Raw genomic sequence first — 19,007 nt, forward strand, 5'->3', positions numbered from 1 at the left:
CCGGCATCCGCCGAAGTATGCATCGGCACGGGCGCGGTGATCAAGACCGTTCGTCCTCGCTACGCTGCGGGCGCTCCGTCTTGACCCCGGCCCTTACCCGATGCCGCCCACACGGAGGCCGAAAATCAGCAAAACCCCAGGTCCGCCAAAGCCTTGACAGCACCCCGCCCCTTCAGGGATGACATGAGGCAACAGGGAGCATTGGCGCGCCCAGACCGAAGAGCTTGCCGAAGCAAAACCCACCCCCGCACGGCTTCGGCGTAGTTCGTCACCGTGAGCATGACGAACTACGCTGAAATCGTTTGCGACTAAGCCGTTTCGGTGATCGGGCGGTCCACCCAGCTCATCAGGTCGCGCAGCTTCTTGCCGGTCACCTCGATCGGGTGCTCGGCGTTCTCCTTACGCAGCTGCTCGAGTTCCTTGTTGCCGCCCTCGACATTGGCGACCAGCCGCTTGACGAAGGTCCCGTCCTGGATGTCGCCGAGAATCTGCTTCATCCGCTGCTTGGTATCGGCGTCGATCACCCGTGGGCCGGACAGATAGCCCCCGAACTCCGCGGTGTCGGACACCGAGTAGTTCATCCGGGCGATGCCACCCTCGTACATCAGGTCGACGATCAGCTTGAGCTCGTGCAACACCTCGAAGTAGGCGAGCTCGGGCGCGTAACCGGCCTCGACCATGACTTCGAAGCCGGTCTTGACCAGTTCCTCGGTGCCACCGCACAGCACGGCCTGCTCACCGAAGAGATCGGTTTCGGTCTCGTCCTTGAACGTGGTCTTGATGACGCCGGCGCGGGTGCCGCCGATGCCCTTGGCATAGGACAGCGCCAACGCCTGGCCCTCGCCCTTCGGGTCCTGGTCGACGGCGATCAGACAGGGCACGCCCTTGCCGTCGACGAACTGCCGGCGCACCAGGTGCCCCGGCCCCTTCGGGGCCACCATGCCGATGGTGACGTTCGCCGGGGGCTTGATCAGATCGAAGTGGATGTTCAGCCCGTGGCCGAAGAACAGCGCGTCACCGTCGTTGAGATTCGGCTCGATGTCGCTGGAGAAGATGTCGGCCTGTGCGGTATCGGGCGCGAGCAGCATGATCACGTCGGCCCACTTGGCCACCTCTGCCGGGGTGTCGACCTCGAGACCCTGCTCGGTGACCTTCTCGCGGGACTTCGACCCCTCCTTGAGGCCCACCTTCACCTGGACGCCGGAGTCGCGCAGGCTCAGCGAGTGCGCGTGCCCCTGGCTGCCGTAGCCGATGACGCCGACCTTGCGGGCCTGGATGATCGACAGGTCCGCGTCGTCGTCATAGAACATCTCAACTGCCATCTTCGTGAATCTTCTTTCTGTTCTTTGCTTTTCGAATCATTACTTGGTGCTGATACCGCGGGGGCCGCGGGACAGCGACACCACACCGGACTGGACGATCTCGCGCACCCCGTAGGGCTCGAGCACCCGCAACAGCGCCTCGATCTTTCCAGGCGTGCCGGTGGCCTCGACGGTCAGCGACTCGTTCGAGACGTCGACGACCTTGGCGCGGAACAGGTTGACCGCCTCGATGACCTGGCCACGGGTGGCGGCATCGGTGCGGACCTTGATCAGCGCGAGCTCGCGGGAGACGGTGGTCTCCTCGTCCTGCTCGACGATCTTGATCACGTTGATCAACTTGTTGAGCTGCTTGGTGATCTGCTCCAGCGGTGAATCCTCGACGTCGACCACGATGGTCATCCGGGAGAGGTTCTTCTGTTCGGTGGCCCCGACCGCCAGCGACTGGATGTTGTAGCCGCGCCGGGAGAACAGCGACGCCACCCGGGCGAGCACGCCGGGCTTGTCCTCGACGAGCACCGACAGCGTGTGTGTGCGCGGAGCAGCGGTCATCACGCGTGTCCCTCTTCCGGATCGCCGAACAACGGCCGGATTCCCTGCGCCGCCTGGATCTCGTCGTTGCTGGTGCCCGCGGCCACCATCGGCCACACCTGGGCGTCCGCGCCGACGGTGAAGTCGATGACCACCGGCCGGTCGTTGATCGCCCGCGCCTGGGCGATCACTTCCGCCACGTCTTCCTCACGCTCACAGCGCAATCCGACGCAGCCCAGCGCCTCGGCCAGCTTGACGAAGTCCGGGATGCGCCGCGAGTGCGTGGACAGATCCGTCTGGCTGTACCGCTCCTGGTAGAACAGCGTCTGCCACTGCCGCACCATGCCGAGGTTGCCGTTGTTGATCACGGCGACCTTGATGGGGATGCCCTCGATCGCGCAGGTGGCCAGCTCCTGGTTGGTCATCTGGAAGCAGCCGTCGCCGTCGATCGCCCACACCTCGGTGTCCGGGCAACCCATCTTGGCGCCCATCGCCGCGGGCACCGCGTAGCCCATGGTGCCCAGTCCACCCGAGTTCAGCCACGTCTTGGGCTTCTCGTAGGTGATGAACTGGGCGGCCCACATCTGGTGCTGGCCGACACCTGCCACGTAGATCGCGTCCGGCCCGGCGATCTTGCCGAGACTTTCGATGACGTACTCGGGCGACAGGCTGCCGTCACTCTGCGGTCCGTAGCTCAACGGGTAGGTCTCCTGCACGTTCTGCAGGTATTTCCACCACTGGTCGATCTCGATGGCGGCGGCGGTGTCGTCGCGTCGCAGCGCATCCAGCAGATCAGTGATGACCGCCTTGACGTCGCCCACGATCGGCACGTCGGCGTGCCTGTTCTTGCCGATCTCCGCCGGGTCGATGTCAGCGTGGATCACCTTGGCCTCGGGGGCGAACGACTCCAGCTTTCCGGTCACCCGGTCATCGAAGCGGGTCCCCAGGGCGATCAGCAGATCGCTGCGTTGCAGTGCGGCCACCGCGGACACGGTGCCGTGCATGCCGGGCATTCCGAGGTTCTGTCGGTGGCTGTCCGGGAACGCACCGCGCGCCATCAACGTGGTCACCACCGGGATGCCGGTCAGCTCGGCCAGCGCCGCCAGTTCCGCGGTGGCTTCACCGCGGATGACGCCGCCGCCGACGTAGAGCACGGGCTTGCGGGCCGCGGCGATCAGCTTGGCCGCCTCGCGGATCTGCCGGTTGTGCGGCTTGGTGTTCGGCTTGTAGCCCGGCAGATCCATCTGCGGTGGCCAGCTGAACGTGCACTCCCCCTGCAGGATGTCCTTCGGGATGTCGACGAGCACCGCGCCCGGGCGCCCGGTCGAGGCGATGTGAAACGCCTCGGCCAGCGCGCGCCCGATGTCGTCACCGTTGCGCACCAGGAAGTTGTGCTTGGTGATCGGCATCGTGATCCCGGAGATGTCGGCTTCCTGGAACGCGTCCGTGCCGATGAGCCCTCGTCCGACCTGACCGGTGATCGCCACGACGGGTATCGAGTCCATCTGAGCGTCTGCCAGCGGCGTCACCAGGTTGGTCGCGCCGGGGCCGGACGTCGCCATCATGACGCCCACCTTGCCGGTGGCGTGGGCGTAGCCGCTGGCTGCGTGGCCCGCACCCTGTTCGTGGCGGACCAGGACGTGCCGCAGCTTCTCCGAATCGAACAGCGGGTCGTACACCGGCAGGACCGCACCGCCGGGGATACCGAAGATCACCTCGACGTCGAGTTCCTCGAGCGCCCGGATGACCGCCTGTGCGCCGGTGAGTTGCTGCGGGGCAATGCGGTTCGGTTGACGGATGGCTTGCGCCGGGGCCATCGCGGAGTTGTGCTTCGCGGTAGCCGCTCTCCCGTGCGTCGGGGTCGCCGACTGCTCGGGTGGTCGCGTGGTGGGTGCGCTCACGGTGTCCTCTGGTCCTTTTCGGTCGGTGCGATCTTCTCAAGTCGGTGCTGGGAGCAAGAAAAAACCCCCGTCAGCCCGGCGGCTGTACGAGGGTTGCGCGTCGATGCTGAGTTGCTATGCCCGAATCGGGGCCAGCGCGGCATCAACGCGCAACCCGATTACTACGAGCATGGTGTGCATAACCGTCGACGGTAGCCGCCGAACTGGCCAAAGGTCAAATTCGGTCCGCGCCGCCGAGCACCGGACGACGCGCTGCCCGGCGATGGGATGATGGCGGCATGGGTTCCCCCTCAGCGGCGGCCTCGACACCGGTCGTCATCAGGATCTCGCCGATGGCGCATCTGGCCGTCGCGCTGTTCACGTTCGGCCTGCTGTCGGTGGTGCTGGCACTGCGCGGCTGGTCGGTGCTGCTGCTCCTCATCCCGGCACTGTTGTCGCTGGTGATCGTCCGGTACCGCACGACCGCAGATCGCGATCACGTGACCGCCCGCAGCCTGTTCGGCAGCCGAACCGTCCGCTGGGACGACATCGAGGGACTGCGGTTCGGCCGTCGGTCCTGGGCACTGGCGCGGCGCCACGACGGCAGTGAGATCTCACTTCCGGCGGTGACGTTCGCGACACTGCCGGTGTTGACGGCCGCCAGCGGCGGCCGGGTTCCCAACCCGTACGAATAGCGGTTACGCCAAGGGGTTTGCGCCGTTGAGCACAACCCAGATCGCCACCCCGACCCCCACGCCCAGGATGAGCGCGGCCGCCGACCCGACAAACGGCCTGCGCGTCCAGCCGCGGCCGGCGTCCAGACCGTAGCGGCCGGGACCGATCAGGATGATCGCCGCCACCGCACACAGCAGGATGACCTGATACTCGTGCCCGTCGGTGAGAAAGGCGGACAGCCGGGCCTCGTCGTGGGCGATCATCACCTCGGTCAGCATCGCGGTGACGAGGTAGGCCAGCGCACCGGCGGCGGCGACGGGAGTGAACAGTCCGAGGACCAACAGCACGCCGGCCGCGATCTGGCCACCTGAGGCGACGTAGGTCAGGATGTCGGCGCGCTGGAAGCCCCATTCGGTCAACGAGTCCCGGAACCCGTCGAGCCCGGGCCCGCCCCACAAGCCGAAGACCTTCTGCAGGCCGTGACCGATGAGAAGAGCGCCGACAGCGACCCTGAGCAAGAGCAGGCCGAGATCCTGGGTACCTCTGCGGTCGCGGGCCCCGTCCTGGTCGGCATCACCGGGGCCGACTTCGGCAGGTGCGGCCGTGGCGCCGTATGCGCCGGCCGCCAGACCGCCGCTGGGCTGCACATACGGCAGCGGCTCCGGATCGTTGATCAGTCCGAACGGGTTGTCACCGGCCGGTTTGCTGGCGTCGTAGCGCGGGATCGCAGTGGTTTCGAAGTCTCCGCCGTAGTTCGCGGAGGGAAGGTCGTCTTCGGGGTCCACCAGGCTCGCCGACGCAGGCCGCCCGCCCGAATCGTCGGGCCGCTGCCAGGGGCGTGGGTCATGTGGACTTGTCACGCCTGCCAGGGTAAGTGCAAGTCACTCCCGAATCGGGAATTGGCGCGGCGCGTTGGGCCTGTTTGTGCTGGGTCGCGCAGGTGCCAGGCGGGCGCGCGTGGCGCGCACCGCCCGACGATCCGTAACCTGGCGGGCATGAGTCAGCGTCGGCCGCCGGGGGCAATCGTCGTCCTGTTGTCCACGGCGTTGCTCGTCGGGTCCGGCTGCGCCAGATTCGACTCGGCGCAGTCCCAGCCGTTCACCACCCCTCCGCAGCTCGCGCCGGGACCGACGTCGACGCCACCCCCGCCGCCGCCGCTGCCCGCCAAACCCTTCCCCAAGGAATGCCCCGCACCCGGGGTGATGCAGGGCTGCCTGGAGAGCACCAGCGGCCTGATCATGCTGCCGGACAGCCAGTCCGCGCTGGTGGCCGAGCGCAACACCGGAGCTGTCAAGAAGGTGTCTGTGCGCGCCGAACCGGAGGTCGAGACGGTGATCCCCGTCGATCCCAGCGGCGACGGCGGCCTGATGGACATCGTGTTGTCCCCGACGTACTCCCAGGACCGGCTGATGTACGCCTACATCAGCACCCCCACCGACAACCGCGTCATCCGGATCGCAGACGGCGATGTCCCCAAGCCGATCCTGACCGGCATCCCCAAAGGTGCCACCGGCAACAGGGGCTCGCTGCTGTTCAGCAGCCCGACGACGTTGATGGTGCAGACCGGAGACGCCGGCGATCCGGCCCAGGCGTCGGATCCGGGTTCGATGGCGGGCAAACTGCTTCGCATCGAGCAGCCCACCACCGTGGACCAGGCCCCGACCACGACGGCGATGTCCGGCCTCGGCCCGGCAGGCGGCACGTGCACCGACCCGGCCGACGGGTCCCTCTACGTCACCGATCGGACGCCGACGGCGGACCGGTTGCAGCGCATCACCAAGGACTCGACGGTGTCGACGGTGTGGACCTGGCCGGACCGTCCCGGCGTGGCCGGCTGCGCAGCACTGGACGGCACGGTGCTGGTCAACCTCGTCGAGACCAAGCAGACAGTCGCCGTGCAGTTGGCCCCGGACACCGGTGCGGTGACCGGTGAGCCCGAGGTGGTCCGCCAGGACCGACACGGTCACGCATGGGCGCTGCAGGTGTCACCGGACGGCAATATCTGGGGCGCCACCGTCAACAAGACCGCCGGCGACGCGATGAACCTCGACGACGTCGTGTTCCCACTCTTCCCGCAGGGTGGCGGCTTCCCGCGCGCCAACGAGGAGAAGACCTGATCGACCGGCCGCCGGTCAGTGGGAGGGTCCCGACCCCTGCAGACGCAGGATCAGCCGTGTCCCGCCCATCGGGCTGACTTCCAGCGCGGCAGTGCCCCCGTGTATCTCGGCCTGCTGGGCGACCAGCGCCAGCCCCAGACCGGAACCCGATCGCGAGGCGGTGCTTCCGCGGTGGAAGCGCTGGAAGACCTCGGCCCGCTCCTCTGAGGGCACGCCCGATCCGTTGTCGTCGACGGCGATCTCCACGCCGGCAGACGAACTCACGACACTCAACCGAACCTGGGTCGCGCCGCCGTGCTTCACGGCATTGGCAATGGCGTTGTCGATGACCAGTCGTAATCCCGCCGGCATCCCGAGCATCAGCACCGTCGTCGAGGACGCCAGCGACACGTCGAGCCCGGGATAGTTGTGCATCGCGTCGTGGGCTGCGCGGTCCAGCAGTTCGGCGACATCGACGGGAACGAAGTCGTCCACCGTGGTCAACTCCCCCTGCGCGAGCCGCTCCAACGCGCTCAGCGTCGCCTCGATCCGGGTCTGGGTGCGCATCACGTCACTGATCACCTCCTTGCGCTGCTCGACGCCCATGTCGAGGGTCAGCAGCACCTCGAGGTTGGTGCGCATCGCCGTCAGCGGTGTGCGCAGTTCATGAGAGGCGACGGAGGCGAAATCGCGTGCCGACTCCAGCGCCGCCCGGGTGCGCTGCTGCTCGTCTCCGATCCGGGCGAGCATGCCTTCCACCGCCTCGGAGATCTCCACCGCTTCCCACACTCCCCGCACCTGCACTTCGTCCGGATTGGACTGCGCGTTGATCGCCCTGGCCTGTTGAGCGAGCAGCCGGAAGGGGTTGACCATGATCAGCGCGATCACCCAGCCGACGAGCAGGGTGGCGACGATCACCCCGAAGCAGATCCAGAACACCCGCCAGTGCAGCGAGTCGATGCGGGCCTGCGTCTCGGCCAGCGGCGCTCCCAGCGCGATCGCGGCGGTGCCGGTGGTGATCGTGCGGACCCGGTACTCGACACCTTGGATCGTGGTGTCGGAGTATCCGCTGGGAAGTTCGGGCAGCACCACGTCGGCGGGGATCGAGACTGTGGCGTCGCCGATGCGGGCGGTGCGCACCAGGCCGCCCTCGGTCGGCTCGGGCCCGATCCCGTCCTGCGCGCTGCGCAGCAGGGTGTTGACGTCACCGAAGCTCGACAGCGAGTCCAGTCGCCGGTCCAGCTGGTTGTACTGGTCGTTGGTGACCCCGACCCACACCCAGACGCCCAGCGTGAGCACCAGGATGATCACGCCCAGCTGAGCGAGGATGACGATCGACCGCAGCGACAGCAGCCGAAGCGGGTGCGCCAGCAGCCGGAACACCAGATCCTGGGGTCGCTTCATCGGCTCGACGTCCCCCGCACCAGCGTGTTGAGGGTCATGTCAGCTGCAGGCAGCCATGACCAGCTCGCGTACCCGCGTGGCGTCGGCCTGTCCCTTGGTGGCTTTCATCACCGCGCCGACGATGGCGCCGGCGGCCTGCACCTTGCCGCCGCGGATCTTCTCGGCGATGTCGGGGTGAGCCTCGAGAGCTTCATTGATGGCGGCCTGGATCAGTGAGTCGTCGCGCACCACAGCCAGCCCGCGGTCGGCCATCACCTGCTCGGGTTCACCCTCGCCGGCCAGCACCCCTTCGACGACCTGACGGGCCAGCTTGTTGGACAACTTGCCGTCGTCGACGAGCTTGACCACCGCGGCGACCTGAGCCGGGGTGATGGCCAGGGCTTCGAGCTCGACGCCGATCTCGTTGGCCTTCTGCACCAGGAAGTTTCCCCACCAGGCCTTCGCGGCGTCGCTGGAGGCACCGTGTTCGACGGTCGCGGCGATCAGGTCGATGGCGCCGATGTTGACCAGGTCGCGCATCACCTCGTCGGAGATACCCCATTCCTGCTGAATCCGGTTGCGGGTCAACCACGGAAGTTCGGGGATGGTCTGGCGCAGCTGGTCGACGTACTCGGCGCCGGGGGCCACCGGTTCCAGGTCGGGCTCAGGGAAGTACCGGTAGTCCTGCGCGGTCTCCTTGCTGCGCCCCGGCGAGGTGTAGCCGTCCTCGTGAAAGTGGCGGGTTTCCTGGACGATCGAGCCGCCGGACTTCAGAACTGCTGCCTGCCTGCGCATCTCGTAGCGGACCGCCACTTCCACGCTCTTGAGCGAGTTGACGTTCTTCGTCTCGGTGCGGGTGCCGAACTCCGCCTGACCTCTCGGCTTGAGCGAGACGTTCGAGTCGCAGCGCATCGATCCCTGGTCCATCCGGACATCGGAGACGCCGAGGGCGCGCAACAGGTCTCGAAGGGCGGTCACGTACGCGCGCGCGATCTCGGGAGCCCGGTCGCCGGCGCCCTCGATCGGGCGGGTGACGATCTCGATCAGCGGAACACCCGAACGGTTGTAGTCGATCAGCGAGGTGGTGGCCCCGGCGATCCGCCCGGTCTCGCTGCCCAGGTGGGTGAGCTTGCCGGTGTCCTCCTCCATGTGGGCCCGTTCGATCTCCACCCGCCAGGTGGTGCCGTCGTCGAGCGGTACCTCGAGATGACCGTTGACTGCGATGGGCTCGTCGTACTGCGAGATCTGGTAGTTCTTCGGCATGTCCGGGTAGAAGTAGTTCTTCCTGGCGAACCGGCACCACGGCACGATCTCGCAGTTCAGCGCCAGGCCGATGCGGATCGCCGACTCCACGGCCACCTGGTTGAGCACCGGAAGCGACCCGGGCAGGCCCAGACACACCGGACACACCTGGGTGTTGGGCTGATTTCCGAAACTGTTGGCACAGCCGCAGAACATCTTGGTCCTCGTCGAGAGTTCGACATGGACCTCCAGGCCGAGCACAGGCTCGAACTCGGCGATGACCTGGTCGTAATCCAGCAGGTCTGCACTTGCCGCAACACTCATGTACAGAATCCTATTCGTGCTTGAATTGTCCGATGCCGATGGATCGGCGCACGTTCCTTCGGGCGGGCACGATCGGAGCCCTGGCCGGCGGCACCCTGCTGGGCGGTTGTGCCCGCCCTCCCCGACCCGGTGCGGATGCCACGATGACCGCCACCGTCACCGATATCGACCTCGGAGCGGGCGTCGTCGTCTCGACCTGGGCCTGGAACGGGCGGGTGCCCGCCGATGAGATCCGCGTGGCACGCGGCCAGACCCTGCAGATCACGATGGCCAACGAGCTGCCGGAGCCCTCGACCATTCACTGGCACGGTCTGGCCATCCCCAACGACATGGACGGCGTACCCGTGCTCACACAGCAGGCCGTCGCCCCTGGTTCGACGTTCCGCTACGAGTTCGTGGTGCCGGACAGCGGCACCTACTGGGCGCATCCGCACTTCGGGTCGCAGCTGGACCGCGGCCTGTACGCCCCGGTGATCGTCGAGGATCCCGCCGACGGCGCCGACTACGACGACGAACTGACCCTGGTTCTCGACGACTGGCTCGACGGCACCGGCACCGATCCCGATGCGGTGTTCGACAATCTCCGCCGGACCGGGATGGCACCGATGGAACCGGGTGGGCCCGGGGTGAGCGCCACGATGCCGCTGGGCCGCGACGGCGGCGACGTCGCCTACCCGTACTACCTGATCAACGGCCGGGTGCCCGACGACCCGCGGGTCGTCGAGTACCCGCCGCGCCGCCGGATCAGGCTCCGGATCATCAACGCCGGCGGCGATACCGCGTTCCGGGTCGGCGTCCCGGGCATCCCGATGACGGTCACCCACACCGACGGCTATCCGGTGGTGCCCCAACAGACCGACTCGGTGTTGCTGGGGATGGGCGAGCGGGTGGACGCGATCCTCACCCTGGGCGACTCGTCGGTGCCGGTCGTTGCGGTGCCCTACGGCAAGGACGGGTGGGCCCAGCTGAACCTCCGGGTGGCCGGCGCCCCGGTTGCCGGTGACCAGGGAGCAGTCGGCCGGTTCGCCGCACAACTGACGCTGCAGGAGCCGCTGGACACCGCGACGCTGCGCCCCACCGAGGCCGACACCCTGCCGGAAGCACTGCCGACCCAGACGCTGGATCTCCGGTTGGGAGGCCCGATCACCCCGTACACCTGGGTCATCAACGACCAGGTCTACGACCCTCTACTACCCGGCCTGCCAGTGCGCCCCGCCCAGCGGACCAGGATCCGCTACATCAACGACTCCATGATGTTTCACCCGATGCATCTGCACGGGCACACCTTCCAGGTGCAGGGGCCCGACGGACCGCGCGCCCGCAAGGACACGGTGCTGGTGCCGCCGCTGGCAACTTTGGTGGCCGACTTCGATACCGACAACCCCGGGAAGTGGATCACCCACTGCCACAACGAATATCACCTCGAAGCGGGAATGGCGACCTACCTGCAGTACACGCCGTGACGTGGTGGGTTCTCAGCCGAAGAACTCGGCCGCGTCGTCGTAACGGCTCTGGGGCACCAGCTTGAGTTGACGGACCGCGTCGGCGAGCGGGACCCGTCCGATGTCCTGCCCACGCAGCGAGACCATCATCCCGTACTCACCGGCATGGGCGGCGTCTGCGGCGTTGACGCCGAAGCGGGTGGCCAGAACCCGGTCATAGGGTGTCGGCATGCCGCCACGCTGCACGTGGCCGAGCACCGTCACGCGCACTTCCCGGTTGATTCGCTTCTCGACTTCTACGGCGAGTTGTTGCGCCACCCCGGTGAACCGTTCGTGGCCGAACTCGTCGGTTCCGCCCTTGAGCAACTGCATCGAGCCCTCGGCAGGTTTCGCGCCCTCGGCCACCACACAGATGAAATGTGAATCGCCGCGGATGAACCGCTGTTTGACCAGCCGGCACACCTCTTCGACGTCGAACGGCTGTTCGGGGATCAGCGTCATGTGCGCACCGGAGGCCAGCCCGGAATTCAGCGCGATCCAGCCCGCGTGACGGCCCATCACCTCGACGAGCATCACGCGCTGGTGCGACTCGGCGGTGCTGTGCAGGCGGTCGATGGCATCGGTGGCGACGTGCAGCGCGGTGTCGTGGCCGAATGTCACGTCGGTGCAGTCGATGTCGTTGTCGATCGTCTTCGGCACGCCCACCACCGGGACGTTCTCCTCCGACAGCCAGTGCGCGGCCGTCAGGGTGCCCTCCCCGCCGATCGGGATCAGCACGTCGATCCCGTTGTCCTCCAACGTCTGCTTGATCTGATCCAGCCCGGCACGAAGCTTGTCCGGGTTGGTGCGCGCGGTGCCGAGGATGGTCCCGCCCTTGGTCAGCAGCCGGTCGTTGCGGTCGTCGTTTTTCAGTTGGATGCGGCGATCCTCGAGCAGGCCGCGCCACCCGTCCAGGAATCCGACGACAGAAGAGCCGTAACGGACGTCGCACGTACGAACCACGGCCCTGATGACCGCGTTCAAACCGGGGCAGTCGCCTCCACCGGTCAGCACTCCGATACGCATTCGCTAAGCCCTCCAGCTCCTCGGCGTCGGCACCATCCTCCCCCGTTACAGCGCAGTTGGCAGAGGACCGCGTGCCGCCTCGTAGGCCGCACCCACCCGGTAGAGCCGATCATCCGCCAGGGCCGGCGCCATGATCTGCAGCCCGACGGGCAGGTTGTCGTCCGCCGACAGACCTGACGGTACCGACATTCCGCAGTGCCCGGCGAGGTTCAGCGGCAATGTGCACAGATCGAACAGGTACATCGACAACGGATCATCGACCTTCTCGCCCAGCGCGAACGCGGTCGTCGGCGTGGTGGGTGACACCAGCACGTCCACGTTGCGGTACGCGTCGTCGAGGTCGCGCGCGATCAGCGTGCGCACCTTCTGCGCCTGGTTGTAGTACGCGTCGTAGTAGCCGGCGGACAACGCGTACGCACCGATCATGATCCGGCGCTTGACCTCGGGACCGAAACCGGCAGCGCGGGTCAGCGCCATCACCTCTTCGGCGCTGTGGGTGCCGTCGTCCCCGCTGCGCAAGCCGAAACGCATCCCGTCGAACTTCGCGAGGTTCGACGACACCTCCGACGGCAGGATCAGGTAGTAGGAGGGCAACGAGTAGTTGATGTGCGGGCAGTCGACCTCGCTGACCTGCGCGCCGAGCGCGGTGAGCTGCTCGAGGGCGGCGTCGAAGGAGGCGGAGACCCCCGGCTGGTAGCCCTCACCGCTGCGCAGTTGTCTGATCACCCCGACCCGCACGCCGGTGAGGTCACCGGTCGCGCCCGCCCTCGCGGCGCCGACGACGTCGGGCACTGCGGCGTCCACCGACGTGGAATCGCACGGGTCATGGCCCGCGATGACCGCGTGCAGCAGCGCCGTGTCCAGCACCGTGCGCGCGCACGGCCCACCCTGATCCAGCGATGAGGCGCAGGCGATCAGCCCGTACCGGGACACCGTGCCGTAGGTGGGTTTGACGCCGACCGTCGCGGTGAGAGCCGCCGGTTGCCGGATCGAGCCGCCGGTGTCGGATCCGATCGCCAGCGGCGCTTGGAAAGCGGCCAGCGCGGCGGCGCTGCCACCGCCCGACCCGCCGGGCACCCGGTCGACGTTCCACGGGTTGCGGGTCGGTCCGTACGCCGAGTTCTCGGTCGACGATCCCATCGCGAACTCGTCCATGTTGGTCTTGCCGAGTATCGGGATGCCTGCGGCGCGCAGCCGCGTGGTCACGGTGGCGTCGAACGGCGATGTCCATCCCTCGAGGATCTTCGATCCGCACGTCGTGGGCATATCGGTGGTGGTGAACACGTCCTTGAGGGCCAGCGGGACACCGGCCAGCGGGGACGGCAGCTGCTCGCCGGCGGCGAGAGCGGCGTCCACGGCGGCCGCGGTTTCGAGCGCCTGATCGGCCGCGACGTGCAGGAACGCGTGGTAGTCACCGTCGGTGGCGGCGATCTGATCCAGGCACGCCTGCGTCACCTCGGTGGAGGACACTTCCCCGGCGGCGATCTTGCTGCTCAGCGTCGCCGCATCCAGCCTGGTCAAAGTGCTCATTCGGCTTCTCCCAGAATCCGCGGAACCGCGAACCGTTCGTCGGCCGACTTCGGCGCCGCCGCCAGGACCTGTTCCTGTGTCAGCGACGGCCGGACCACGTCCGGACGAAAGACGTTGACGTCCTTCAAAGGATTGTCGGTGGCCTCCACCCCGGTGACGTCGACCGCCTGGATCTGACTGACGTGGCCGAGGATGGCGTCGAGCTGGCCGACGAAGCTGTCGAGTTCGTCATCGGTCAGGGCGAGCCGGGCAAGGCGTGCCAGGTGGGCAACTTCGTCTCGCGAGATCTGTGACACGACCGCCAAGCCTAGTTCAACGCCTTTCAGGCGATCGCGTCCGAGTCGCCTGCCAGCCACTCCCCGTGAAACAGTGTGCGCGTGCCTTCGTATCTGCTGCGGGTCCAGCTAGAGGACAGGCCGGGCAGCCTCGGCTCGCTGGCCGTCGCCCTCGGTTCGGTAGGCGCCGACATCCTGTCCCTCGACGTGGTCGAGCGGGCGGCCGGTTACGCGGTCGACGATCTGGTGGTCGACCTTCCCTCGGGCGCGATGGCTGACATGCTGATCACCGCCGCCGAGAAGCTCAAGGGTGTCTACGTCGACAGCATCCGGCCACACACCGGGCTGCTGGAAGCGCACCGGGAACTCGAGTTGATCGATCACGTCGCCGCGGCCGACGGCAGGCTCAAGAGGTTCCAGGTACTCGTCGACGAAGCCCCCAAAGTGCTGCGTGTCGGTTGGTGCACGGTCACCCAGCTGACCGATGAGGGTCCGCAGCGCCTGGTCGGCAGTTCCGGAGCCCCCGAAACCCAAGCCGCCGAGACGCCCTGGCTTCCGATCGATCAGGCCGAAGCCCTCGACGCCACCGCCGACTGGGTGCCCCAGGTGTGGCGGGACATGGACACCACGCTGGCCGCCGCGCCGCTGGGCGGTGCGCGCACCGCTGTGGTCCTCGGCCGTCCGGGCGGGCCGGTCTTCCGGCCGAGCGAGGTCGCGCGCCTGGGCTACCTGGCCGGGATCATCGCGACGATCCTGCGCTGAGCCCTACCGCTCCAACGCTTCCGGCCCGCCCTCGAGCAGGCGCCGGAAGCCGTCCTCGTCGAGCACCGGCACCCCGAGCTCGATTGCCTTGTCGTACTTGGATCCTGGCGCATCACCTGCCACCACATACGCTGTCTTCTTCGACACCGAACCGGCCGCCTTGCCGCCCCTGGCGACGATGGCTTCCTTGGCGTCGTCACGGGAGAAGCCGGGCAGCGACCCGGTCACGACGATCGACAGCCCCTCCAGCGTCCGTTCGATGCTGGTGTCACGCTCGTCGGCCATCCGCACGCCGGCCTCGCGCCACTTGTCGACGATGGCGCGGTGCCAGTCGACGGTGAACCAGTCGATGATCGCGGCGGCGATGGTCGGGCCGACCCCCTCGGTAGCTGCCAGTTGTTCTTCCGATGCCGCGGTGACCGCATCGAGGCTGCCGAACTCTGTTGCCAGTGCCCGCGCAGCAGTCGGCCCGACGTGCCGGATCGACAGCGCGACCAGAACCCGCCACAGCGGTTGGGACTTCGCCTTGCCCAGATTGGCCAACAGCCGCTTTCCATTGGCCGACACCTCTCCGGCCTTGGTGGTGAACAGGTCGGTCTTGAGCAGATCCTCGGCCGTGATGTCGAACAGATCGCCTTCGTCGGTGATGACGCCCGCCTGCAGCAGCGCAATCGCGGCCTCGTAGCCGAGGCCCTCGATGTCGAAGGCGCCGCGACCGGCCACGTGAAACACCCTCTCCCGCAACTGCGCCGGGCAGGTGCGGGAACTGGGGCAGCGGATGTCTGCATCGCCCTCTTTGGCGGGCGCCAATTCGGTCCCGCACTCCGGGCAGTGGGTGGGCATCACGAACTCCCGTTCGGAGCCGTCACGCAGGTCGACGACCGGACCTAGCACCTCGGGGATGACGTCGCCGGCCTTCCGGATCACCACGGTGTCACCGATCAGCACACCCTTGCGTTTGACCTCCGAGGCGTTGTGCAGCGTCGCCAGCCCGACCGTCGACCCTGCGACGGTGACCGGCTCCATGTACGCGAACGGCGTCACCCGTCCGGTGCGTCCCACGTTGACGCGGATGTCGAGAAGTTTTGTGGTGGCTTCCTCGGGCGGGTACTTGTACGCCACCGCCCAGCGCGGGGCGCGTGACGTCGAACCGAGGCGGCGCTGCAGCGCGACGTCGTCGACTTTCACCACAACCCCGTCGATCTCGTGGTCGACGTCGTGTCGGTGCTCTCCCCAGTAGGCGATCCGTTCGGTGACCGCGTCGAGGCCTTGGACCTGGGCGGTGTGATCGGACACCGGCAACCCCCACGCAGCCAGCGCCCGGTAGGCGTCGTGCAGCGATGTGAAGGGGAAGCCCGCGGGACCTTCGATGTGGCCCAGCCCGTGGCAGATCATCCGCAGCCGGCGCCGCGCGGTGACCGCGGGGTTCTTCTGCCGCAGCGACCCGGCCGCACTGTTGCGCGGGTTGGCGAAAGGCGGCTTGCCCTCGGCGACCAGACCCGCGTTCAGGTCCTCGAAATCGGCGATCCGGAAGAACACCTCACCGCGCACCTCCAGCACCGGCGGGACCGGGAATTCTTCTGTCCCGGTCAGCTTTTCCGGAATGTCGTCGATGGTGCGCGCATTGAGGGTGACATCCTCGCCGATACGCCCGTCGCCGCGGGTCGCCGCGCGGACGAGCCGTCCGTCACGGTAGACCAGCGCCAGCGCGACCCCGTCGATCTTCAATTCGCACAGATAGTCCACGTCGTGACCAATCTCCCCTTTGATCCGCTCGGCCCACGCGGCGAGCTCGTCGGGAGTGAACACGTTGTCCAGGCTCAGCATCCGCTCGAGGTGATCGGCCGAGGTGAAATCGGTGGAGAACCCCGCTCCACCGACGAGCTGGGTGGGCGAATCGGGTGTGCGCAACTCGGGGTGGGACTCTTCGAGTGCCTGGAGTTCGCGCAGCAGCGTGTCGAACTCGGCGTCCGAGATCACCGGCGCGTCGCGTACGTAGTAGCGGAACTGGTGGCCACGCACCTCGTCGGCGAGTTCCTGCCACCGGCGCCGCACGTCGGCGGCGGGAGCATCGTCAGCCTGCTCTGCCAGCGCCGCCTCAGGATCGGGGACCGCCTTGGGACTCACCCCCGCAGGTTATCTGAGCCCTCAGACACCCGGCGCCGTCGGCGGCGGTGTGGATACCCTGGCGTCATGCCGCATCCGATCATGTTCCGCGAGGACGACACGGGGTTGGCCGAAGTGCGCGAGATCGCCCTCGGGTTCCCGGCGGCGTTCGAGAAGATCTCCTGGGGTCGGCCGGTGTTCTGCGCGCCCAAGATGTTCCTGATGTACGGCGGAAGCGTCAAAGGAGACAAGAAGGGCGAATACCGGGCGCACCCACACTCGATCCTGGTCAAGGTCAACGACAGCGACCGCAGGGCACTCGAGCAGGACAGCCGCTTCTTCTACCCCGCATACATGGGGCCGTTCGGCTGGCTGGGGATGGACTTGACGGTCTCGGCAGTGGACTGGGACGAGGTCACCGAGCTGGTCGACTCGTCGTTCCGGTTGGTCGCTCCGAAGAAATCGGTGAAACAGCTCGACGAACGCTGACCCGGTCGGGGCCGAGCATGGTTCGATCGGGACCATGAGCTTCGCGAGCCCCTTCCCCGAAGTCGACATCCCGACAGCCAGTGTCTACGACTACCTGTTCGACCAGCTGGACACCGCCGATGCCGACCGTGTCGCGCTGATCGACACGAAGTCCGGCAGGAAAACCACCTACGGCGAGATGGTCGCACTGATCGATTCGTTCGCCGGTGCGCTGGCCGAACGCGGCCTGGGGGTCGGCGACGTGGTCGGACTGCTCGCCCCGAACAGCTCGGCGTTCGCCGTCGCCTTCCATGCCATCCTGCGCGCCGGCGCGACGGCCACGACGATCAACGCGCTGTTCACCGCCAAGGACATAACCAAGCAGCTGACCGACTCCGCTGCCAAGATGCTGATCACCGTGACGCCGATGCTGGCGCAGGCCAAGGAAGGCGCCGCGGCGGCGGGCATCCCCGACGAGAACCTGGTGGTGCTCGACGGGGCGGGCCGCGATACCGACGGCCATCCCAACGCCACCGACCTGCTTGCCGGCGCAACCCGCGCCCCGGAGGTGAGTTTCGCGCCGTCGGCGCATCTGGCGGTGCTTCCCTACAGCTCAGGGACCACCGGGAACCCCAAGGGAGTGATGCTGACGCACCGCAACCTGGTCGCCAACGTGGCACAGATCCGCCCACTGCACGGAATGGTCTCCGACGACGTCATCCTGGCCGTGCTGCCGTTCTTCCACATCTACGGGATGACCGTCCTGCTCAACGCAGCCCTGCACGCCCGTGCGCGACTGGTCATCATGCCGAGCTTCGACCTCGGCGAGTTCCTGGGCAACATCGCCGAGCACAAGTGCACCATCGCCTTCATCGCGCCTCCGGTTGCGGTGGCGCTGGCCAAGCACCCGCTGGTGGACTCGTATGACCTGTCGTCGCTCAACGTCGTGATGTCCGGTGCGGCGCCGCTGGACGCCGACCTCGGCCGGGCCGTCGCCGAGCGACTGGGCTGCAAGGTGGTGCAGGGCTACGGGATGAGCGAGCTGAGTCCGGTAAGCCACATCACCCCGTTTGACGGCGGCCGGCACAACCTGCGGGCGGAGGCGCCGCTCAGCTCAGTCGGCTGGACGGTGTCGAACGCAGCATCCAAGATCGTCGACCCGGAGACCGGCGACGAGATCGCGCCCCCGGAAGAAGGTTTGAGCAAAACCGGCGAGTTGTGGTTCAAGGGGCCCAACGTGATGGCCGGCTACCTCAACAACGACGAGGCCACCAGGTCGACCATTGACGAGGACGGCTGGCTGCACACCGGCGACCTCGCGCAGGTCGACGCCCACGGCTGCGTGTACATCGTGGACCGGCTCAAGGAACTGATCAAGTACAAGGGGTACCAGGTGCCGCCCGCCGAATTGGAGGCCGTGTTGCTGGCGCACCCGCAGATCGCCGACGCCGCGGTGGTCGGCGTGCCCGATGACGAGGGTGAGGAAGTACCCAAGGCGTTTGTGGTCAAGCGCGAAGACGCCGACCTGACCGAGGCCGACGTGATGGAGTACGTCGCCGGCCAGGTGGCCCCGTACAAGAAGGTCCGCCAGGTCGCGTTCATCGACGCGGTCCCGAAGTCGGCGTCGGGCAAAATCCTGCGCAAGGACCTGCGCACAGCGCAGTGATCTGTCGGTGGGGTGGTTTAGCCTGGGCGTGTGTTCGAAAATGTGTTCGATATCGATCCCGGGGCGGGTGAGGCTGAGCTGCGGGCGCAGGTCGAGTCGCTGGAGAAGCTGAAAAGCGTGGCCGCGGCAACCCAAGCGCGGGCGACGGCGTTGTGGGTGGCCAAGCGCCGCGCCGCCGAGGAGGCGGCCGGGATGCCGGCGGCTCGGCGTGGGAAGGGGGTGGCCTCGGAGGTGGCGCTGGCC

Annotated in this window: 16 protein-coding genes and 1 pseudogene; 7 read left to right on the top strand and 10 right to left on the bottom strand. The window is 67.5% G+C overall.

All coding sequences use genetic code 11. The annotated features are described in order from the left end of the window. Positions 1-308: 308 nt before the first annotated feature. The 3 genes from ilvC to WA944_RS11160 are packed head-to-tail and all read right to left on the bottom strand — an operon-like array spanning position 309 to position 3,751. Positions 309-1,322 carry a ketol-acid reductoisomerase gene (ilvC, locus tag WA944_RS11150; protein WP_526608558.1) on the bottom strand — a complete coding sequence of 338 codons (1,014 nt, stop codon included), beginning with the start codon at positions 1,320-1,322 and terminating at the stop codon, positions 309-311. Positions 1,323-1,361: 39 nt separating this feature from the next. Continuing rightward, positions 1,362-1,871, bottom strand: coding sequence for an acetolactate synthase small subunit (gene ilvN, locus WA944_RS11155; RefSeq protein ID WP_163889343.1), 510 nt, complete (start codon positions 1,869-1,871; stop codon positions 1,362-1,364). Beyond that, positions 1,871-3,751, bottom strand: a complete 1,881-nt coding sequence (locus tag WA944_RS11160) for an acetolactate synthase large subunit (protein WP_526374795.1) — start codon at positions 3,749-3,751, stop codon at positions 1,871-1,873. Before WA944_RS11160 ends, ilvN begins: the two co-directional genes overlap by 1 nt. A 278-nt stretch (positions 3,752-4,029) precedes the next feature. Here WA944_RS11160 and WA944_RS11165 point away from each other — a divergent pair, with 278 nt between their 5' ends. Beyond that, positions 4,030-4,425: a PH domain-containing protein gene (locus WA944_RS11165; protein ID WP_526374793.1), complete on the top strand. Its 396-nt coding sequence runs from the start codon at positions 4,030-4,032 to the stop codon at positions 4,423-4,425. 3 nt (positions 4,426-4,428) lie between these two features. On the opposite strand, the gene WA944_RS11170 is transcribed toward WA944_RS11165, so the two are convergent. After that, positions 4,429-5,265 carry a DoxX family protein gene (locus WA944_RS11170; RefSeq protein ID WP_526374791.1) on the bottom strand — a complete coding sequence of 279 codons (837 nt, stop codon included), beginning with the start codon at positions 5,263-5,265 and terminating at the stop codon, positions 4,429-4,431. A gap of 135 nt (positions 5,266-5,400) precedes the next feature. On the opposite strand from WA944_RS11170, the gene WA944_RS11175 reads away from it, so the two are divergent. Then, positions 5,401-6,522, top strand: coding sequence for a PQQ-dependent sugar dehydrogenase (locus tag WA944_RS11175; RefSeq protein WP_526608555.1), 1,122 nt, complete (start codon positions 5,401-5,403; stop codon positions 6,520-6,522). 15 nt (positions 6,523-6,537) lie between these two features. On the opposite strand, the gene WA944_RS11180 is transcribed toward WA944_RS11175, so the two are convergent. Both WA944_RS11180 and gatB read right to left on the bottom strand, forming a co-directional pair. After that, on the bottom strand, positions 6,538-7,905 hold the full coding sequence (locus WA944_RS11180; RefSeq protein ID WP_526374787.1) for a sensor histidine kinase: 1,368 nt from the start codon (positions 7,903-7,905) through the stop codon (positions 6,538-6,540). A 39-nt stretch (positions 7,906-7,944) separates the two neighbouring features. Then, positions 7,945-9,450, bottom strand: a complete 1,506-nt coding sequence (gatB, locus tag WA944_RS11185) for an Asp-tRNA(Asn)/Glu-tRNA(Gln) amidotransferase subunit GatB (RefSeq protein WP_526608553.1) — start codon at positions 9,448-9,450, stop codon at positions 7,945-7,947. 32 nt (positions 9,451-9,482) lie between these two features. Between gatB and WA944_RS11190 the strand changes: the two genes are divergently transcribed. Then, complete coding sequence (locus WA944_RS11190) at positions 9,483-10,913, top strand: multicopper oxidase family protein (protein WP_526374078.1); 1,431 nt, start codon at positions 9,483-9,485, stop codon at positions 10,911-10,913. Positions 10,914-10,925: 12 nt separating this feature from the next. Here the strand turns inward: WA944_RS11190 and WA944_RS11195 are convergent, their stop codons facing one another. From WA944_RS11195 to gatC, 3 genes are read right to left on the bottom strand one after another with little or no spacing between them, the layout of a single operon-like run. Continuing rightward, entirely contained in the window at positions 10,926-11,957 is a 1,032-nt protein-coding gene (locus WA944_RS11195) for an ATP-dependent 6-phosphofructokinase (RefSeq protein ID WP_163889321.1), read from the bottom strand. A 45-nt stretch (positions 11,958-12,002) separates the two neighbouring features. Next, positions 12,003-13,487: an Asp-tRNA(Asn)/Glu-tRNA(Gln) amidotransferase subunit GatA gene (gene gatA, locus WA944_RS11200; RefSeq protein WP_526374200.1), complete on the bottom strand. Its 1,485-nt coding sequence runs from the start codon at positions 13,485-13,487 to the stop codon at positions 12,003-12,005. After that, positions 13,484-13,783, bottom strand: coding sequence for an Asp-tRNA(Asn)/Glu-tRNA(Gln) amidotransferase subunit GatC (gene gatC / locus WA944_RS11205; protein ID WP_163889317.1), 300 nt, complete (start codon positions 13,781-13,783; stop codon positions 13,484-13,486). The genes gatA and gatC overlap by 4 nt, the downstream gene beginning before the upstream one ends. Positions 13,784-13,864: 81 nt before the next feature. Between gatC and WA944_RS11210 the strand changes: the two genes are divergently transcribed. Beyond that, positions 13,865-14,524 (top strand): ACT domain-containing protein, encoded by a 660-nt coding sequence (locus WA944_RS11210; RefSeq protein WP_526374201.1) that lies wholly within the window; start codon positions 13,865-13,867, stop codon positions 14,522-14,524. Positions 14,525-14,527: 3 nt separating this feature from the next. On the opposite strand, the gene ligA is transcribed toward WA944_RS11210, so the two are convergent. After that, positions 14,528-16,615: an NAD-dependent DNA ligase LigA gene (gene ligA, locus WA944_RS11215; protein ID WP_526608560.1), complete on the bottom strand. Its 2,088-nt coding sequence runs from the start codon at positions 16,613-16,615 to the stop codon at positions 14,528-14,530. Positions 16,616-16,717: 102 nt separating this feature from the next. On the opposite strand from ligA, the gene WA944_RS11220 reads away from it, so the two are divergent. The 3 genes and pseudogenes from WA944_RS11220 to WA944_RS11230 all read left to right on the top strand — a co-directional run. Next, the gene (locus WA944_RS11220) at positions 16,718-17,119 is read left to right on the top strand and encodes an MmcQ/YjbR family DNA-binding protein (RefSeq protein WP_526374113.1); all 402 of its coding nucleotides are present in this window, start codon (positions 16,718-16,720) and stop codon (positions 17,117-17,119) included. A gap of 34 nt (positions 17,120-17,153) precedes the next feature. Next, complete coding sequence (locus tag WA944_RS11225) at positions 17,154-18,764, top strand: 4-coumarate--CoA ligase family protein (protein WP_526374114.1); 1,611 nt, start codon at positions 17,154-17,156, stop codon at positions 18,762-18,764. A 30-nt stretch (positions 18,765-18,794) separates the two neighbouring features. Then, positions 18,795-19,007: pseudogene (locus tag WA944_RS11230) on the top strand (HNH endonuclease); the annotation flags it as partial.

It is taken from the genome of Mycobacterium sp. (assembly GCF_049683355.1).
Classification (GTDB): Bacteria; Actinomycetota; Actinomycetes; order Mycobacteriales; family Mycobacteriaceae; genus Mycobacterium.

What these genes read in the sequence shown, in the direction of transcription:
- WA944_RS11220 (WP_526374113.1), top strand. Translation starts at nt 16,718, where the DNA reads ATGCCGCATCCGATCATGTTCCGCGAGGACGACACGGGGTTGGCCGAA.
- WA944_RS11190 (WP_526374078.1), top strand. Translation starts at nt 9,483, where the DNA reads ATGCCGATGGATCGGCGCACGTTCCTTCGGGCGGGCACGATCGGAGCC.
- gatA (WP_526374200.1), bottom strand. Translation starts at nt 13,487, where the DNA reads ATGAGCACTTTGACCAGGCTGGATGCGGCGACGCTGAGCAGCAAGATC.
- WA944_RS11180 (WP_526374787.1), bottom strand. Translation starts at nt 7,905, where the DNA reads ATGAAGCGACCCCAGGATCTGGTGTTCCGGCTGCTGGCGCACCCGCTT.
- gatB (WP_526608553.1), bottom strand. Translation starts at nt 9,450, where the DNA reads ATGAGTGTTGCGGCAAGTGCAGACCTGCTGGATTACGACCAGGTCATC.
- WA944_RS11225 (WP_526374114.1), top strand. Translation starts at nt 17,154, where the DNA reads ATGAGCTTCGCGAGCCCCTTCCCCGAAGTCGACATCCCGACAGCCAGT.
- WA944_RS11165 (WP_526374793.1), top strand. Translation starts at nt 4,030, where the DNA reads ATGGGTTCCCCCTCAGCGGCGGCCTCGACACCGGTCGTCATCAGGATC.
- ilvN (WP_163889343.1), bottom strand. Translation starts at nt 1,871, where the DNA reads ATGACCGCTGCTCCGCGCACACACACGCTGTCGGTGCTCGTCGAGGAC.
- ilvC (WP_526608558.1), bottom strand. Translation starts at nt 1,322, where the DNA reads ATGGCAGTTGAGATGTTCTATGACGACGACGCGGACCTGTCGATCATC.
- WA944_RS11195 (WP_163889321.1), bottom strand. Translation starts at nt 11,957, where the DNA reads ATGCGTATCGGAGTGCTGACCGGTGGAGGCGACTGCCCCGGTTTGAAC.
- WA944_RS11175 (WP_526608555.1), top strand. Translation starts at nt 5,401, where the DNA reads ATGAGTCAGCGTCGGCCGCCGGGGGCAATCGTCGTCCTGTTGTCCACG.